This window comes from Streptomyces sp. PKU-EA00015, assembly GCF_013387495.1.
GTDB lineage: Bacteria > Actinomycetota > Actinomycetes > Streptomycetales > Streptomycetaceae > Streptomyces.
Map to the genome: position 1 here is coordinate 59,642 of NZ_JABZEE010000011.1, position 14,230 is coordinate 73,871.

13 protein-coding genes, 1 pseudogene and 1 riboswitch are annotated in these 14,230 nt (G+C 70.4%); of the genes and pseudogenes, 8 read left to right on the forward strand and 6 right to left on the reverse strand.

Features of this window, described 5'->3' with window-relative positions; translation table 11 throughout:
- Positions 1–149 precede the first annotated feature (149 nt).
- On the forward strand, positions 150–1,247 hold the full coding sequence (locus tag HW130_RS10890; RefSeq protein ID WP_375256527.1) for a metallophosphoesterase: 1,098 nt from the start codon (positions 150–152) through the stop codon (positions 1,245–1,247).
- 148 nt (positions 1,248–1,395) lie between these two features.
- Positions 1,396–2,220 (forward strand): hypothetical protein, encoded by an 825-nt coding sequence (locus tag HW130_RS10895; RefSeq protein ID WP_177149282.1) that lies wholly within the window; start codon positions 1,396–1,398, stop codon positions 2,218–2,220.
- A 208-nt stretch (positions 2,221–2,428) separates the two neighbouring features.
- Here the strand turns inward: HW130_RS10895 and thiC are convergent, their stop codons facing one another.
- Complete coding sequence (gene thiC, locus HW130_RS10900) at positions 2,429–4,204, reverse strand: phosphomethylpyrimidine synthase ThiC (protein ID WP_218183383.1); 1,776 nt, start codon at positions 4,202–4,204, stop codon at positions 2,429–2,431.
- A riboswitch (TPP riboswitch) is annotated at positions 4,197–4,329 on the reverse strand. It overlaps the preceding gene by 8 nt.
- Before the next feature lie 71 nt (positions 4,330–4,400).
- Between thiC and HW130_RS10905 the strand changes: the two genes are divergently transcribed.
- Positions 4,401–5,729 (forward strand): YibE/F family protein, encoded by a 1,329-nt coding sequence (locus tag HW130_RS10905; RefSeq protein ID WP_177149283.1) that lies wholly within the window; start codon positions 4,401–4,403, stop codon positions 5,727–5,729.
- Between the two features lie 22 nt (positions 5,730–5,751).
- Here HW130_RS10905 and HW130_RS10910 read toward each other — a convergent pair whose 3' ends face one another.
- The 4 genes and pseudogenes from HW130_RS10910 to HW130_RS10925 form a co-directional block, all read right to left on the reverse strand.
- Positions 5,752–6,186 carry an SsgA family sporulation/cell division regulator gene (locus HW130_RS10910; RefSeq protein WP_177149284.1) on the reverse strand — a complete coding sequence of 145 codons (435 nt, stop codon included), beginning with the start codon at positions 6,184–6,186 and terminating at the stop codon, positions 5,752–5,754.
- A gap of 142 nt (positions 6,187–6,328) precedes the next feature.
- Positions 6,329–7,100 (reverse strand): annotated as a pseudogene (locus HW130_RS10915) (IclR family transcriptional regulator).
- Positions 7,101–7,363: 263 nt separating this feature from the next.
- Entirely contained in the window at positions 7,364–7,585 is a 222-nt protein-coding gene (locus tag HW130_RS10920; RefSeq protein WP_177149285.1) for a DUF5326 family protein, read from the reverse strand.
- 121 nt (positions 7,586–7,706) lie between these two features.
- A complete protein-coding gene (locus tag HW130_RS10925) occupies positions 7,707–8,024 on the reverse strand; it encodes a cupin domain-containing protein (RefSeq protein WP_177149286.1) in 318 nt (105 codons plus the stop codon).
- Positions 8,025–8,071: 47 nt separating this feature from the next.
- Here HW130_RS10925 and HW130_RS10930 point away from each other — a divergent pair, with 47 nt between their 5' ends.
- The 4 genes from HW130_RS10930 (at position 8,072) to HW130_RS10945 (ending at position 11,324) form a co-directional block, all read left to right on the forward strand.
- Entirely contained in the window at positions 8,072–8,449 is a 378-nt protein-coding gene (locus HW130_RS10930) for a phage holin family protein (RefSeq protein WP_177149287.1), read from the forward strand.
- 51 nt (positions 8,450–8,500) lie between these two features.
- Positions 8,501–9,634, forward strand: a complete 1,134-nt coding sequence (locus tag HW130_RS10935) for a cystathionine gamma-lyase (protein WP_177149288.1) — start codon at positions 8,501–8,503, stop codon at positions 9,632–9,634.
- Between the two features lie 258 nt (positions 9,635–9,892).
- Positions 9,893–10,783 carry a LysR family transcriptional regulator gene (locus tag HW130_RS10940; RefSeq protein ID WP_177149289.1) on the forward strand — a complete coding sequence of 297 codons (891 nt, stop codon included), beginning with the start codon at positions 9,893–9,895 and terminating at the stop codon, positions 10,781–10,783.
- 61 nt (positions 10,784–10,844) lie between these two features.
- Positions 10,845–11,324 (forward strand): NUDIX domain-containing protein, encoded by a 480-nt coding sequence (locus HW130_RS10945; protein WP_177149290.1) that lies wholly within the window; start codon positions 10,845–10,847, stop codon positions 11,322–11,324.
- A 28-nt stretch (positions 11,325–11,352) separates the two neighbouring features.
- Here the strand turns inward: HW130_RS10945 and HW130_RS10950 are convergent, their stop codons facing one another.
- The gene (locus tag HW130_RS10950; RefSeq protein WP_177149291.1) at positions 11,353–13,158 is read right to left on the reverse strand and encodes a globin domain-containing protein; all 1,806 of its coding nucleotides are present in this window, start codon (positions 13,156–13,158) and stop codon (positions 11,353–11,355) included.
- A 525-nt stretch (positions 13,159–13,683) separates the two neighbouring features.
- On the opposite strand from HW130_RS10950, the gene HW130_RS10955 reads away from it, so the two are divergent.
- Positions 13,684–14,229 carry a DUF2269 domain-containing protein gene (locus HW130_RS10955; protein WP_177149468.1) on the forward strand — a complete coding sequence of 182 codons (546 nt, stop codon included), beginning with the start codon at positions 13,684–13,686 and terminating at the stop codon, positions 14,227–14,229.
- The last annotated feature ends 1 nt before the right edge of the window (position 14,230 follow it).

A 14,230-nucleotide genomic window follows, 5' to 3' on the forward strand; every position in this document is an offset into this window, starting at 1 on the left:
ATTCGGGGCGAAAGGGCCGATGAACCAGGAGGTGCGGAAGGATTCACCACCCCTGGTGCGTCACACACCGCCGGGCTCATTCCTATGATGGGCGAACGACACCGCGGACCACCCCGACCAGGCTGGGCCGAGAGGTGAACGGCGCGACGGTGGTGGAGGGGTCGATGACTCAGGGGGCCGGTCAAGGACCCGTGGTGCGGACGGCAACGCTGCGCGATTTCCGCGTACCGCCGTACGCGCAGGTTCCCGTGCAGTCGCAGTCCGTGGACCCCGGCCACGCGGGCCACCCCGGCAACGCGTTCCCCGAGGGCGAGCCGCCGGAGGGCTACACCCCCACCGCGCGCGACCTTCCCGTGATCACCCGCGGCGGACCGGGCGACACCGTCCAGGTGCAGGTCTCCGTGGACGACCGGCCTGCGCCCGACGGTCTCGGCCCGCTCTACGTCGTCGGCGACGTCCACGGCTACCTCGACGAACTCGTCGCCGCCCTCGCCGACAAGGGCCTCATCGACTCCGAGGGCCGCTGGTCCGCGGGCAACGCCCGGCTCTGGTTCCTCGGCGACTTCACCGACCGCGGTCCCGACGGCATCGGCGTCATCGACCTGGTCATGCGGCTCTCCGCAGAGGCCGCGGCCGCCGGCGGCTACTGCAAGGCGCTCATGGGCAACCACGAGCTGCTGCTGATCGGCGCCAAGCGCTTCGGGGACACGCCCGTCAACTCCGGTGCGGGCACCGCCACCTTCCAGGCGGCCTGGCTGCTCAACGGCGGCCAGAAGTACGACATGGACCGGCTGCAGGAGGTCCACCTGCAGTGGATGGCCCGGCTCGACGCCATCGTGGAGGAGGACAGCCATCTGCTGCTCCACTCCGACACCACCGCCTACCTCGAATACGGCTCGACCATCGAGGACGTCAACGACGCGGTGCACGCGATCCTCACCCGTAATGACGCCGATGAGTGCTGGGACCTGTTCCGCAAGTTCACCAAGCGCTTCGCCTTCCGCGACGAAGGCGGCCCGCAGGCCGTGCGCGAGCTGCTGTCCGCGTACGGCGGCACGCGCGTGGTGCACGGCCACAGCCCGATCCCGTACCTCCTCGGCGAGGTCGGCACCGAGGACGGCGAGGACGGCGAGCGTCCCGTCGTCGAGGGCCCCCATGTGTACGCGGACAATCTGGCCATCGCCATGGACGGCGGAGTGACCATGGCCGGAAAGCTTCTTGTCCAGCAACTCCCGCTGCGGGGCTGACCGGGGCGGCGGCCTGCGATTTACGGAAACCCCCTGTCACGCCGTGCCGTAACCGCTCTACCATCGGCTTATCCGTAGCAGGCTCTCCTCCGTTTCCGCCCAACTGCCCGGCACACACGGGCGATCCGGCCCTACGGAGCATCGGGGGATGCACATGAACAGCGCTCCGCACCTGCTGAACGAGGACCGTGCCGCGTACGAGCGGGTCCTCGACGGCGCACTGCGCGACGCCCGCGAACGTCCGGATCCGGCCGCCGTGCGAGCGGGCCTGAGCACCGAACAGCTGCGCACCATGGCCCTGAACGCGACGGCGCTGATCACCGCCTCGGCCGCCGCCGAGTACGAGCACTATGTGAAGGTCCGCGCGGAGACGCGCGCGCCGGCCGCCGCTTCGGTGGACGGCTCCCGACGTACCGCCCCGGCCGGTGAGGCGGCCGAGACCGGTGCCGGATTCGCGGCCGTCATCGCCGTTCTGGCGCCGCTCCTCGCGGGCACGGCGGCCGCGATCTTCCTGATCGTCGGCTACATCCTCAAGATGCTGAGCCCCACCCCGTCCTTCGCCGACACCCTGGTCTTCACCGGCTGGGTCTTCGGGGCGCTCATGGCCGCCGCCATCCTGGTGGCGGCCGTCGCACTGCTGATCACGGCCCTGCGCAACGGCGCCAGCCACGTCGCGGACGGGCGGCGGGAGGACGAGCTGCCGGACGAGGTCCGGCTGGCCAAGGAGGCCTGGTGCGAGGCCCTGCTGGAGCGGGGCATCATGCCCTTCCTCCGCGCGGCCCTAGCCGACCCCGCCGCCACGGCGTCCCCCGCCGATCCCCCGCACCGCGCGAACCGCATCCCCAAGGTCGGCTACAGCGGGCCGGACTTCTCCAGTCCGGCCGAGGGCCGGGTCGCGGGCCGGCGTCCGACCTACACCAGCCCGGACTTCTCCAGCCCCGACTTCGGCGGCCCGGAGCACCAGCCGGACTGACCGCCGACGCGCCGAGCGGTCACAGCCGCCGTACGACCTGGATCTCCGCCCGCTCCACCGACCTCCGCCCGATGCTGGTGCACGAGGGCCGGACGGAACGGGGCCGGCGCCTGCGCAGCCCAGCGCTGCACCCGATCCGGGCACGGGGCGATGCAGGGAGGGCGTCCTCCCGCGGACGGGCGGGAGGACGCCGGGCCGTGACCGTGCGTCAGTCCGCGATGGGCAGGTAGACCCGGTTGCCCGCAGCGGCGAACTCCTTGGACTTCTCCGCCATGCCCGCCTCGATCTCCTCCTGATTGCCGCCGTGCTGTCGGCGGATGTCCTGGGAGATCTTCATCGAGCAGAACTTCGGACCGCACATCGAGCAGAAGTGCGCGGTCTTCGCCGGCTCTGCGGGCAGCGTCTCGTCGTGGAACTCCCGTGCCGTGTCGGGGTCGAGGGCCAGGTTGAACTGGTCCTCCCACCGGAACTCGAAGCGGGCGTCGGACAGCGCGTCGTCCCACTCCTGGGCGCCCGGGTGCCCCTTGGCCAGGTCCGCCGCATGTGCCGCGATCTTGTAGGTGATGACGCCGGTCTTCACGTCGTCGCGGTTCGGCAGGCCCAGGTGCTCCTTGGGCGTCACGTAGCAGAGCATGGCCGTGCCCCACCACGCGATCATCGCCGCTCCGATGCCGGAGGTGATGTGGTCGTAGGCCGGAGCGATGTCCGTGGTCAGCGGGCCGAGCGTGTAGAACGGCGCCTCCTCGCAGATCTCCTGCTGGAGGTCGATGTTCTCCTTGATCTTGTGCATCGGGACGTGGCCCGGGCCCTCGATCATGGTCTGCACGCCCAGTCGCTTGGCGATCGTGTTCAGCTCACCGAGCGTCCTGAGCTCCGCGAACTGCGCCTCGTCGTTGGCGTCCGCGATCGAGCCGGGGCGCAGGCCGTCGCCGAGGGAGTACGTGACGTCGTACGCGGCGAGGATCTCGCACAGCTCCTCGAAGTTCTCGTAGAGGAAGCTCTCCTTGTGGTGCGCCAGGCACCACGCCGCCATGATCGAGCCGCCGCGCGAGACGATCCCGGTCTTGCGGTTGGCCGTGAGCGGCACGTACGGCAGGCGGACGCCGGCGTGGACGGTCATGTAGTCGACGCCCTGCTCGGCCTGCTCGATGACCGTGTCCTTGTAGATCTCCCAGGTCAGTTCCTCGGCCTTGCCGTCGACCTTCTCCAGCGCCTGGTAGAGCGGCACGGTGCCGATCGGCACGGGGGAGTTGCGCAGGACCCACTCGCGCGTGGTGTGGATGTTGCGGCCCGTGGACAGGTCCATGACCGTGTCGGCGCCCCAGCGGGTCGCCCAGGTCATCTTCTCGACCTCCTCCTCGATGGAGGAGGTGACCGCGGAGTTGCCGATGTTGGCGTTGACCTTCACCAGGAATCGCTTGCCGATGATCATCGGCTCGATCTCCGGGTGGTTGACGTTCGCCGGCAGGACGGCGCGGCCCGCCGCGATCTCCTCCCGCACCACCTCGGGCGCGACGTTCTCGCGGACGGCGACGTACTCCATCTCCGGCGTGATCTCGCCGCGGCGGGCGTACGCGAGCTGCGTCACCGCCTGCCCGTCCCGGCCCCGCCGCGGCTGACGCGGACGGCCGGGGAAGACGGCGTCGAGGTTGCGCAGGCCCCCACGCGGCGATGTGTGCTTGATCCCGTCGTCCTCGGGGCGGACCGGGCGTCCCGCGTATTCCTCGGTGTCGCCGCGACCGATGATCCAGTTCTCCCGCAGCGGCGGCAGACCCCGGCGTACGTCCGTCTCGATGTTCGGATCCGTGTACGGCCCCGACGTGTCGTACAGCGTCACGTCCTTGCCGTTGGTGAGGTGCACCCTGCGGACCGGCACGCGGAGGTCGGGACGCGAGCCCTCGACGTATCCCTTGTGCCAGCCGATGGACTTCCCGGCCCCGTCGTTCTGGTTCGAGGCAGGCGTGCGTGCGTCCGATACGGTCATGAGACCTACTCCCTACGCCGGCATTACCCGGTAACAGGTTCGGCGGTCGGCGCAGCTGTCCCGTACGGATGTACGAAGGTCAGCGCCCTCTCAGCCCGGTGCTCCGAGCTCCCGCGTGTGCAAAGGTGACACCACGCTAGCGTCATGTCTGGCGCGCTGAACAGAGGCCCCCTCTCGTTCTTGCGATGATCTGTCCGTGACCTCATCGCCGCAGCATCCCGAACAGCAGGGCCACGACCACGGCCATGTGCACAGTCACGGGCCGGCAGCGCCCGTCTCCCAGCACCTCCGCAAGGTCATCGCCGCGGTGCTGATCCCCTTCGCGACGGCCGTTCTCGTCGGCCTCGCCGTGCTGTGGCCGGGCGGGACGCCCGGCCACGAGCGCTCGGGGGTCGGCTTCGACCGGCAGACCGAGCAGGGCAAGGTGGTGAGCGTCGAGAGAGTCGACTGCAAGGACGTCAACGCCGGCCAGGTCCCGCCGACGGGCGACACGTCGACGCCCCAGGGACGCGAGGCGGTCGCCGCGCAGCAGGGCGACTGCGGAAAGGCCACCGTCGAGGTCACCACCGGCAAGGACAAGGGCCGGAGGTTCGTCGAGATCGTCCAGCCCGACGCGCCGCGGCAGCTGCAGGAGGGCCAGGGCGTGGTGGTGGCGTACGCGCCGGACGCGCCCCGCGATCTGCAGTACTCGGTGACCGATGTGGACCGCGGATTCCCGATGGCCCTGCTGGCGGGCATCTTCGCCGTGGTGGTCGTCCTGGTCGGACGCATGCGCGGCGTGATGGCGCTGATCGCGCTCGCCGTCTCGTTCGCCGTGCTGACACTGTTCATCCTGCCCGCGATCCTGCAAGGTGCGAATCCGCTGATCGTCGCGTTGGTCGGGGCGAGCGCGATCATGCTCATCGCGCTCTACTCGTGCCACGGCATCACCGCGCGGACGTCGGTCGCCGTGCTGGGCACGCTGATCTCGCTGCTGCTGATCGGCCTGCTCGGCTCGCTGTTCATCGGCTGGGCCAGCCTCAGCGGCAACACCGACGACAACACCGGCCTGATCAAGGGCCTCTACCCGAACATCGACATGAGCGGCCTGCTGCTCGCCGGGGTCATCATCGGCTCGCTCGGCGTGCTCGACGACGTCACCGTGACCCAGACGTCGGCGGTGTGGGAACTGCACCGGGCCGACCCGGACATGGGGGCGCGTGCCCTCTACCGCTCCGCCATCCGGATCGGCCGCGACCACATCGCCTCGGTCGTCAACACGCTCGTCCTCGCCTACGCGGGCGCGGCGCTGCCGCTGCTGCTGCTGTTCTCGATCGCCCAGTCCAGCGTGGGCACGGTGGCCACCAGCGAGCTGGTGGCGGAGGAGATCGTACGGACCCTGGTGGGCTCGATCGGTCTGGTCGCCTCCGTGCCCCTGACCACCGCGCTCGCCGCCCTGGTCGTGTCCGCGGACCGCCCGGGCCGGGCGGTCGACAAGGCGGCCGCGCCCGCGCGGGGCGGCAGGGGGCGGCGCCGCAAGAAGTAGCCGGGCGGCCGGTGACCGGCCGTCAACCGGCGTTCTCCTCGGCCAGGATGCGCCCGAGCGCCTCCTCCAGGCTGACCTCGAAATCACCCAGCGCGAGCTCCTGGCCGAGCGGCACCAGCTTGTCCGTACGGTCGAGGAACGCGACGAGCGGCGGCGCACCGACGCGGAACAGCGCGGAATCGCTTCCGACGCGCAGGCGGATGTGGACGTCCGACAGCGCCTCGGGCCGGGTCGGCGCGATGTGCACGTCGCCGTCCCCGCTCGGCGTGTTGATCCCGTCGAGCAGCAGTTCCCGGCCGAAGGCCCAGGTCACAGGCGCGTCACCGGGAAGGTGGAAGGTCATCCGCACCGCGTACGGATCCGACGTGTCGTAGCGCAGCTCCACCGGGATCCGGAAGGACAGCTCCTCGGAAACGAGAAAACTCATCAGAACCTCGGCCTGGACCGACTCGCGCATCACGTACCTCGCAGTAGCTGAAGCAATCAATGAACCGTGCTGACGAAAAGAGGAAAACGGCCAGGAACGATCGCTGCCGGCTCTCTTGACCTTGTCGACGCCATCGTGCTGGAAGCGGCAGCAGATCACAAGGAGTGATATTTCAGATACTGATAGAGAACGCAAGCGACGCCGACAGGCCGCCGATCCTTGCCTGTAGCTGTTCAACTGCCGAGTCCAGCCTGGCCTCTTGGTGCACGGGGAGGGAAAATGGCCATCGTCGCAGCCTTGTCACCCGCTGTGATCGGGATGGCCGTGCAGACGGTGCCCAGCGCGTACTCCTGGCGTTGGACGACCGGTTCCCTGCGCCCGAGGGGTGCGAGCCGCTCCAGGAGCGCGGCCCGGTCGCGCACCGAAGGGGGCGTCACCGGCTGCACGGGGTGGCGGTCGAGGTGGTCGCGGCGGGTGTCCTCGTCGAGCCGGTTGAGCAGGCACTGTCCGATCGCGCGGGCGTGCCCGGTCTCGCGGAAGTCGGCCCGTTCCCGGACGGCCGGGGTGTACGGCGAATCCGCGATCGCGACGAGCGCGATCTCGCCCTCGCGGTAGACGGCCAAGCAGACGGCGACGCCGATCGCGTCCCGCCAGTGCGTCAGTGAGTCCCCGACGGTGCGGCCACGATTCCGCACGCGCCCGCTCCCGGCCAGCCGGCCGATCGCGTCTCCGAGCGTGAACACGCCTTTGTCCCGGCGGAGATACTCCTCGTGCGTCAGGGTGCGCAGCAGGTGATAGGCGGTGGGCAGCGGAATGCCGGCTTCACGCGCGAGCTGCTTGGCGGGGGCTCCGCCCTCGTGCGCCCCCGCCGCCTCCAGCAGCCGGAGCGCACGCTGCACGGAGCCGATCAGGGTAGGGACAGCGGCGTTCGTAGCCCCGGCCACAGGTCACCCCCAGGCGTGGTGACGGGCAGCGTGCCCGCCCGCGGGGGCCGCCCCCGCGCGGCCGCCGCGACCCCGGATCCTGAACAGCCGGCCTGAACAGGCGGTCAGCCCCGGGCCGGCATGGTGGTCCGGCCGGCGCACAGGTGCGCAGAGATATCCGAGGGGGCGGCAGAGACCTGCCACTCTAAGGGCAGCACCCGGCACGGGGCGGGCTTTGTCCGGCCCGTTCCCCCGGCCGGGCTAACGGACGTCCGGCGCCCCGCTCACCAGTCCTCGCGCGACGAACCCGAGGACGCCATGAACTTGCGTACGAGGAAGACCAGTCCGCCGACCAGCGCGACGAAGAGCAGCACCTTGAAGAGGACGCTGATCACGAACCAGACGATGCTCGTGATCAGACCGCCGAACACGGCAAGGGCGATGACAGGCACCGCGATCCACTTCACCCACCAGGGCATCCCCGTGAACATCTCCCGCACGGCCATCGTCCTTACCTCGTTTCTCCGACTGCGTGCCTTCGATGCTAGGCGGCGGGAGGCCGTGTCCGGGGGCCCGCGATCCCTTGAAGTCCCCTGAGTGAACCCCTAGGGACCGTGCGGGTCCGGATCAGCTCTCGGGGGGAGAGAAGACCACCATGACCCGCAGGTCCTCGCTGATGTGATGGAACTTGTGGGGCACCCCCGCCGGCACGTAGACGACACTGCCCCGCCCGACCTGGGTGGTCTCCATGCCCACCGTGATCGAGGCACGGCCGCTGACGACGAAGTAGACCTCGTCCTGGTTGTGGGGCAGTTGCGGATCGACCTGTCCGGCGTCCAGCGCGTAGAGGCCGACCGACATGTTCCGCTCCCGCAGGAACTGCAGATACGCGCCCTCGTTGGCAGCGCGTTCCGCCTCCAGCTCATCCAGTCGGAATGCCTTCATCCGCCCGCCCCTGCCCTTGGCCCGATACGTCTGCCACGATCAGACACATGATGAATTTCCTAGTCAAGACGATCGCCAATGCGGGGGCCCTGCTGGTGGCCATCTGGCTCCTGCAGGACATCACCCTCACCGGTGACAGCACCGGCAAGAAGGCGTGGACCCTCATCCTGGTGGCGCTGATCTTCGGCCTGGTGAACTTCTTCGTCAAGCCTGTGGTGAAGCTGCTCACGCTGCCGCTGTTCATCCTCACCCTCGGCCTGATCACCCTGGTCATCAACGCGCTCATGCTGTTGCTGACCTCGTGGCTCGCCGACGAACTCGATCTGAACTTCCATGTGGAGGGCTTCTGGACCGCCGTGCTGGGCGGCCTGATCATCTCCGTCGTCTCGTGGGCGCTGAACGTCGTCCTGCCCGAGAAGGACTGAGCACGGTATGAGGTCCGGCATCGCACGAGACGCGGCCCAGGAGCGGCCGGCATGACCGGTGCACCCCGGGGAGACGGCACACGAGCGGTACGGGCGGGGCTGCCCGATCCGGTGAAGTACGAACCGCCGCTGCCGGGCCCCGTCTTCGCGGCCCACTTCCATCTGCCGGGCGAGCCCACCGGCCCCTACACCTACGGCCGCGACGAGAACCCGACCTGGACCCGCCTGGAGCAGGCGATCAGCGAACTGGAGGCGCCGGGAGAGGCCGTCGAGACGGTCGCGTTCTCGTCCGGGATGGCGGCGGTCTCCGCCGTTCTCCTGTCCCAGCTGCGGTCCGGCGACGCGGTCGTCCTGCCCTCCGACGGCTACCAGGCACTGCCCCTGGTCCGTGAACAGCTGCAGGCGTACGGCATCGAGGTCCGCACGGCCCCCACCGGCGGCGACGCACAGCTGTCCGTCCTCGACGGGGCACGACTGCTGTGGATCGAGACGCCGTCCAACCCCGGCCTCGACGTGTGCGACGTACGGCGCCTGACCGAGGCCGCGCACGCCGCCGGCGCGCTCGTCGCCGTCGACAACACGCTCGCCACCCCGCTCGGTCAGCGGCCGCTGGATCTCGGCGCCGACTTCTCGGTGGCCAGCGACACCAAGGGCATGACGGGACACGGCGACCTCCTGCTCGGTCATGTGACGTGCCGCGACACCGCCCTGGCGGCAGGCGTGCGGCGCTGGCGGAAGATCGTCGGGGCCATTCCGGGACCGATGGAGGCGTGGCTCGCCCATCGTTCGCTCGCCACCCTGCACCTGCGTGCCGACCGGCAGTGCGCGAACGCCCTGGCGCTCGCGCAGGCCCTCGGGGCACGCCCGGAGGTGACCGGCCTGCGCTACCCGGGACTGGCCACCGACCCCTCGCACGCGGTCGCGTCCCGGCAGATGCGGCGCTTCGGGTGCGTGGTCTCCTTCGTCCTGCCCGACCGGGCGCACGCGGAACGCTTCCTGGACGGGCTGCGACTCGTCGACGACGCCACCAGCTTCGGCGGGGTGCGCTCCACGGCAGAGCGGCGGGGACGCTGGGGCGGCGACGCCGTCCCCGAGGGCTTCGTCCGCTTCTCCGCCGGCGCGGAGGACGCCCAGGACCTGGTGGCCGACGTACTGCGGGCGCTGGACGAGGCGGCCGCCCGCTGACGGCCCTGGCAGGCGCTTAGGGCACAGGGCCCGGCCGGAAGGGCACCGTGGAGGACCGGGCGGCTCTGGCGAACGGTCCGAGCCTCCCCCCTCGCGGCTCGGACCGTTCCGGTTCCTCGCGTTCCTGTGCGCCGAGAACCGTGCGTTCAAGGCTAGTTGACTGTGCGTCAGTGTCCAATCACGCTGACGACAGAGACCTATCGACTTATTTATAGTTGGCCGGGTTCGGGCGCAACGTCGGACAGAGAGGGACATGGCATGGATCTGGCCCTGCTGCGCACATTCGTCACGGTGCACCGGGCCGGCTCCTTCACCCGCGCCGCGGCGCTGCTCGGCCTGTCCCAGCCGGCCGTCACCGGCCAGATACGCACGCTCGAACGACAGCTCGGCCGCCCCCTGTTCCTGCGCCGGGCCCGCGGTGTCACCCCGACCACCATGGGAGACGAACTCGCCCACCGGGCCGCCCCGCATCTGGACGCCCTCCTGGAGATCGCCGAGGCCGGACTCGACGACGAGTCGCCGGTCCGCACGATCCACCTCGCCGGACCGCCCGAGTTCACCGCCCTGCGCGCCCTGCCCGCCCTCGCTCCTCTGATCGGCCGGGGCCTCGCTCTGCGCACCTCGTTCGGCAACGCCGAGGAGACCCTCGAAGGTCTCGCCGCCGGCCACCACGACGTCGCCATCGCCACCACGCGGCCCCGTGGACGGCTGCTCGCCTCGACCGCCCTGTGCGACGAGGAGCACGTCCTCGTCGCCGCGCCCAGGTGGGCGGCCCGCCTGGGGCCGGACGAGCTCCGCGAGGACCATGTCGTCCTCGAGCAGCTGCCGGTCGTGGAGGTGCACGAGTCCCTGCCCCTCGTCTCCCGCTACTGGCACGCCGTCTTCGACTCGCCTCCGGCCGCTGCCGGCGCCGTCATCGCACCCGATCTGCGCGCGGTGCTGGAGGCCGCCGCTGCCGGCGCGGGCCTCGCCGTCCTGCCGCGCTACCTGTGCGAGGACGCGCTCGCACAGGGCCGGGTCGTCACCCTCCTCGAGCCTCCCGTGCCCCCGCTGCGTACGTACTTCCTCGTCATACGCACCGGGACACTGGCCCACCCCCATGTCGCGCAGGCCCACGAGAAGCTGTTGCGCGCGGCCGAGGACTGGTGAGGCGCGGCACGCGAGGGGCCACAGGAGTTTCAGAAGCGGCGACATGGGCCACTCTCTTGCCATGACCGAACGACCAGTGGTCAAGCGCACCGCACGCGCCATTCTGCTCGACGGGAACGACCTCGTCCTGATCAAGCGCACCAAGCCCGGTGTCGACCCCTACTGGCTCACGCCGGGCGGCGGCGTCGAGCCGGAGGACGCCACCGTCGTCGACGCCCTTCACCGTGAGGTCCACGAGGAGCTCGGGGCCAAGATCACCGACGTGGTGCCGTGCTTCGTGGACACGGTCGAGCACATCGCCGACGGCGGCGTGACCGGCGTGAAGGTGCAGCACTTCTTCGTCTGCCGCCTGGAGTCCATGGACCCGTCACTGCGGCACGGTCCGGAGGTCGACGAGCCGTGCGGGGAGTACGAGATCGTACGCGTCCCGTTCAGCAGGGTCGGGATCGCCGCGGTCCACCTGGTGCCGCTCTCCCTGCGCCACTACCTGGACGGCAACATCGAGGGCGTGCGGGCGATGCACGCCCCCGACCTGGGCTGATGCCCACGACGGCGCCGCGCCGCGTCGCCTAGTCGGCCGCCGCCACGAGCTCTTCCAGGGAATCGTGCCGGATCCGGTCGTACGGGATGCCGATGCCGCGGAGCGCGTGTACACCGCTGCGGATCATCCCGGGCGGCCCCGAGAGATAGGCGTCGAAGCCGTGCCACGGTCCGTACCGGCCGAGGTCCCGCACGGCCGAGGGGAACTCCGCGCGGTCGTCGACCACCGGGCGGACCGACAGCCAGGGGTGCGTCTGCTGCAACCGGAGCATGGTGTCGATGTCGTACAGGTCGTGGTCGGAGCGCGCCCCGTAGAAGACCTCGACCGTGCGCCGCTCGCCATGGGTGGCCACGTCCTCGACGAGCGCCTTGATGGGCGCGATGCCGGTGCCGCCGCCCAGACAGAGCAGACCGTTGTCGGTGGTGTGGTCGACGGTCATCGACCCGGCGGGCGGACCGAGCCGCAGTACGTCCCCGGGCCTGGCGTGGTGGACCAGGGCGTTGGAGACCCACCCCGCCGGGACGGCCTTGACGTGGAAGGACAGCAGCCCATCGGGCCGGGGCGCGCCGGCGAAGGAGTAGTGCCGCCAGATCCTGGGCCACCACGGCGTCTCCAGGCTCGTGTACTGCCCGGCGAGGAACTTGTACGGCTGGTCCGGACGGACCGTGATGATCGCGATGTCCGGGGTCCGCAGCTCGTGCGAGACGACCTCGGCATCCCACCAGGCAGGTGCGTTCTGCTCGTCATCGGCCGCCGCGTCGATCATGATCTGGGAGATCGTCGTGTACGTGCGGACCCAGGCCGCCTCGGTCTCGGCGTCCCACGTGGCCGTCGCGTACCGCGTCAGGGCGCCGATCAGGGCCTCGCCCACGGCGGGGTAGTGAGCGGGCTGCGTCCCGTACTTGCGGTGGCCGCGGCCGAGATTGCGGAGGTAGTCCGTCAGCACCGCCGCGTTGTCCATGTGCTCGGCCGCGGTCAGCAGCGCCTTGAGCAGCCGGTCGCGCTGGGTGTCCATGGCGACCGGGAACAGGGACCGCAGCTCGGGATGGCGGACGAAGAGCAGGGCGTAGAAGTACGAGGTGACCTGGTCGGCCACGGGCGCGATCTCGGCCATCGTCCGCCGGATCAGCACGGCGTCGGGGGACGCGGGGGGCTCGGCGGGTGCGGAGGCACGGGGCGGCCCGAACGGGTCGGAGTGGTCCGTGGCGGAGGCCGGGGCGTCGTGGTCCGTGGGGGCGGCGTGAGGTGCGGGGGCCGTGTGGGGCGCGCGCTGGGGCGGGATGCCATGGGCCGTACCGGGCGCCGGCGTGTCGCTCGGGGCGCGGGTGCCGTACGGCGCCTGCCGGACCGGGATGTCACTCGGTTCCGGTGCCCCGTGGGACGGGTCGTGTCCGGCGGCAGGCCGGGAGTGCTCGGGCTCGGCATCGGGTGCGGACGCGCCCGGGGCGCCGGCCTCGGATGCGGTGGCCGGCGCGGCGGCCGGGTCCTGGTCCGGTTCCGCGGCCGCAGTCGGCCGCTCGGTATCGGTCTCTTCGGGGGCGGCTCTCGACGGTACGTCCCGTACGACCGAGAGCTGCGGCCGGTTGCGGCGGGACGAGCCGGAACCGACCGGGCGTATCGCCGACACGGGGCGCGTCGGTACAGCCGCGGGCCGGCTCGGCTCACTCTCCTCCGCCCGGCCGTCCTGCCCTTCCCGACCGGGTCGCGAGGGAGTGGGTGCACCCTCGGCACCGGTCGCCCCACCGGCCGGTTGCCTGCGAGGGGTGAACCAACCGCCTCCGCCGTTGTCGCCTGACGCGCCGTTGTCGGCCGACGTGGTGGCCGGAGCTTCCATGGTGTGCCTCGCCTCGAACATCTTTCGGTCGGTTCGCGCACGTCCGCCAGTCGGAACGTGCCGCACTTACCTGCGCTGTCCAGCACTGCCGCGACTCGTCCTTGCCGCGGCCATGCTCTGTATCAGGACGAGTTCCCTCCGATGAAGACTCTGCCCGGACGTCCGCTGTCGCAGCATGGCAGCCGATTCCCAGAACCGGGACAAAGAGCCGAAAGTCCGGGCACCGGAACCCCTTTTCCCATTAGGCTCCCATGCCACCACGTCCCTGCATCCGGATCGTCCGGAGCTCCTGCACTCCCCCTCCTCGTGCGCCCCGGATGAACTCCCAGGCCCCGCGGAGATGGAACCACCGTATGCAAGACACCCGTCCAGGCCAACCCCGAACTCTGCACAGACCCGGTCCGCGATCTTCACCGTCGCACGGGCCATTCATATGTCCGTGGGCTCGTGTACGCCGACGCGAGTATCGACGCTTACTCCCGCTGTCAGACGACCGACGCCCGGCTGCCCGGCACGGTGTTTCACGTGAAACCACTCAAGCGCCCCGTCCGCCGGGGAATCCTTGTCGTCCATGTCGCCGCATCGGCGGGCTGGCTCGGGCTCACTCTCGGCCTGCTCGCGCTTGCGCTCACTGCCTTCACCACGGGCTCGGTACCGGTGATCGAGGCCTCCTACCGCTCCATGAAGGTCTTCACGGACTGGCTCGTCCTACCCCTCGCCTTCCTCACACTCCTCAGCGGCCTCTTCCTGTCCCTCGGTACCAAGTGGGGTCTCGCCCGCCACTGGTGGGTCTTCATCAAGTTCTGGCTGACGCTGGCGACGACCACTGCTTCGGTCCTCGCCCTGCGACCGGGCGTCAACGAGGCTGCCGGCAGCGTCGCTTCGGGTGTGGTGGTCGCCGATCCGCGTGACCTCGTGATGGGGCCCGCCGTATCGCTGGCCGCCTACCTTTTCATGACGGTGATTTCGGTACTCAAGCCGTGGGGAACCATCCGGCGCGGTCGCCGTTCGCGGGCCTCCGTCACTTCCCCTGAAACGGTGGACGGACGATCAGTGCGTCAGACAGCCTGAC

What these genes read in the sequence shown, in the direction of transcription:
- HW130_RS10895 (WP_177149282.1), top strand. Translation starts at nt 1,396, where the DNA reads ATGCACATGAACAGCGCTCCGCACCTGCTGAACGAGGACCGTGCCGCG.
- thiC (WP_218183383.1), bottom strand. Translation starts at nt 4,204, where the DNA reads ATGACCGTATCGGACGCACGCACGCCTGCCTCGAACCAGAACGACGGG.
- HW130_RS10910 (WP_177149284.1), bottom strand. Translation starts at nt 6,186, where the DNA reads ATGCGCGAGTCGGTCCAGGCCGAGGTTCTGATGAGTTTTCTCGTTTCC.
- HW130_RS10920 (WP_177149285.1), bottom strand. Translation starts at nt 7,585, where the DNA reads ATGGCCGTGCGGGAGATGTTCACGGGGATGCCCTGGTGGGTGAAGTGG.
- HW130_RS10925 (WP_177149286.1), bottom strand. Translation starts at nt 8,024, where the DNA reads ATGAAGGCATTCCGACTGGATGAGCTGGAGGCGGAACGCGCTGCCAAC.
- HW130_RS10930 (WP_177149287.1), top strand. Translation starts at nt 8,072, where the DNA reads ATGATGAATTTCCTAGTCAAGACGATCGCCAATGCGGGGGCCCTGCTG.
- HW130_RS10935 (WP_177149288.1), top strand. Translation starts at nt 8,501, where the DNA reads ATGACCGGTGCACCCCGGGGAGACGGCACACGAGCGGTACGGGCGGGG.
- HW130_RS10940 (WP_177149289.1), top strand. Translation starts at nt 9,893, where the DNA reads ATGGATCTGGCCCTGCTGCGCACATTCGTCACGGTGCACCGGGCCGGC.
- HW130_RS10945 (WP_177149290.1), top strand. Translation starts at nt 10,845, where the DNA reads ATGACCGAACGACCAGTGGTCAAGCGCACCGCACGCGCCATTCTGCTC.
- HW130_RS10950 (WP_177149291.1), bottom strand. Translation starts at nt 13,158, where the DNA reads ATGGAAGCTCCGGCCACCACGTCGGCCGACAACGGCGCGTCAGGCGAC.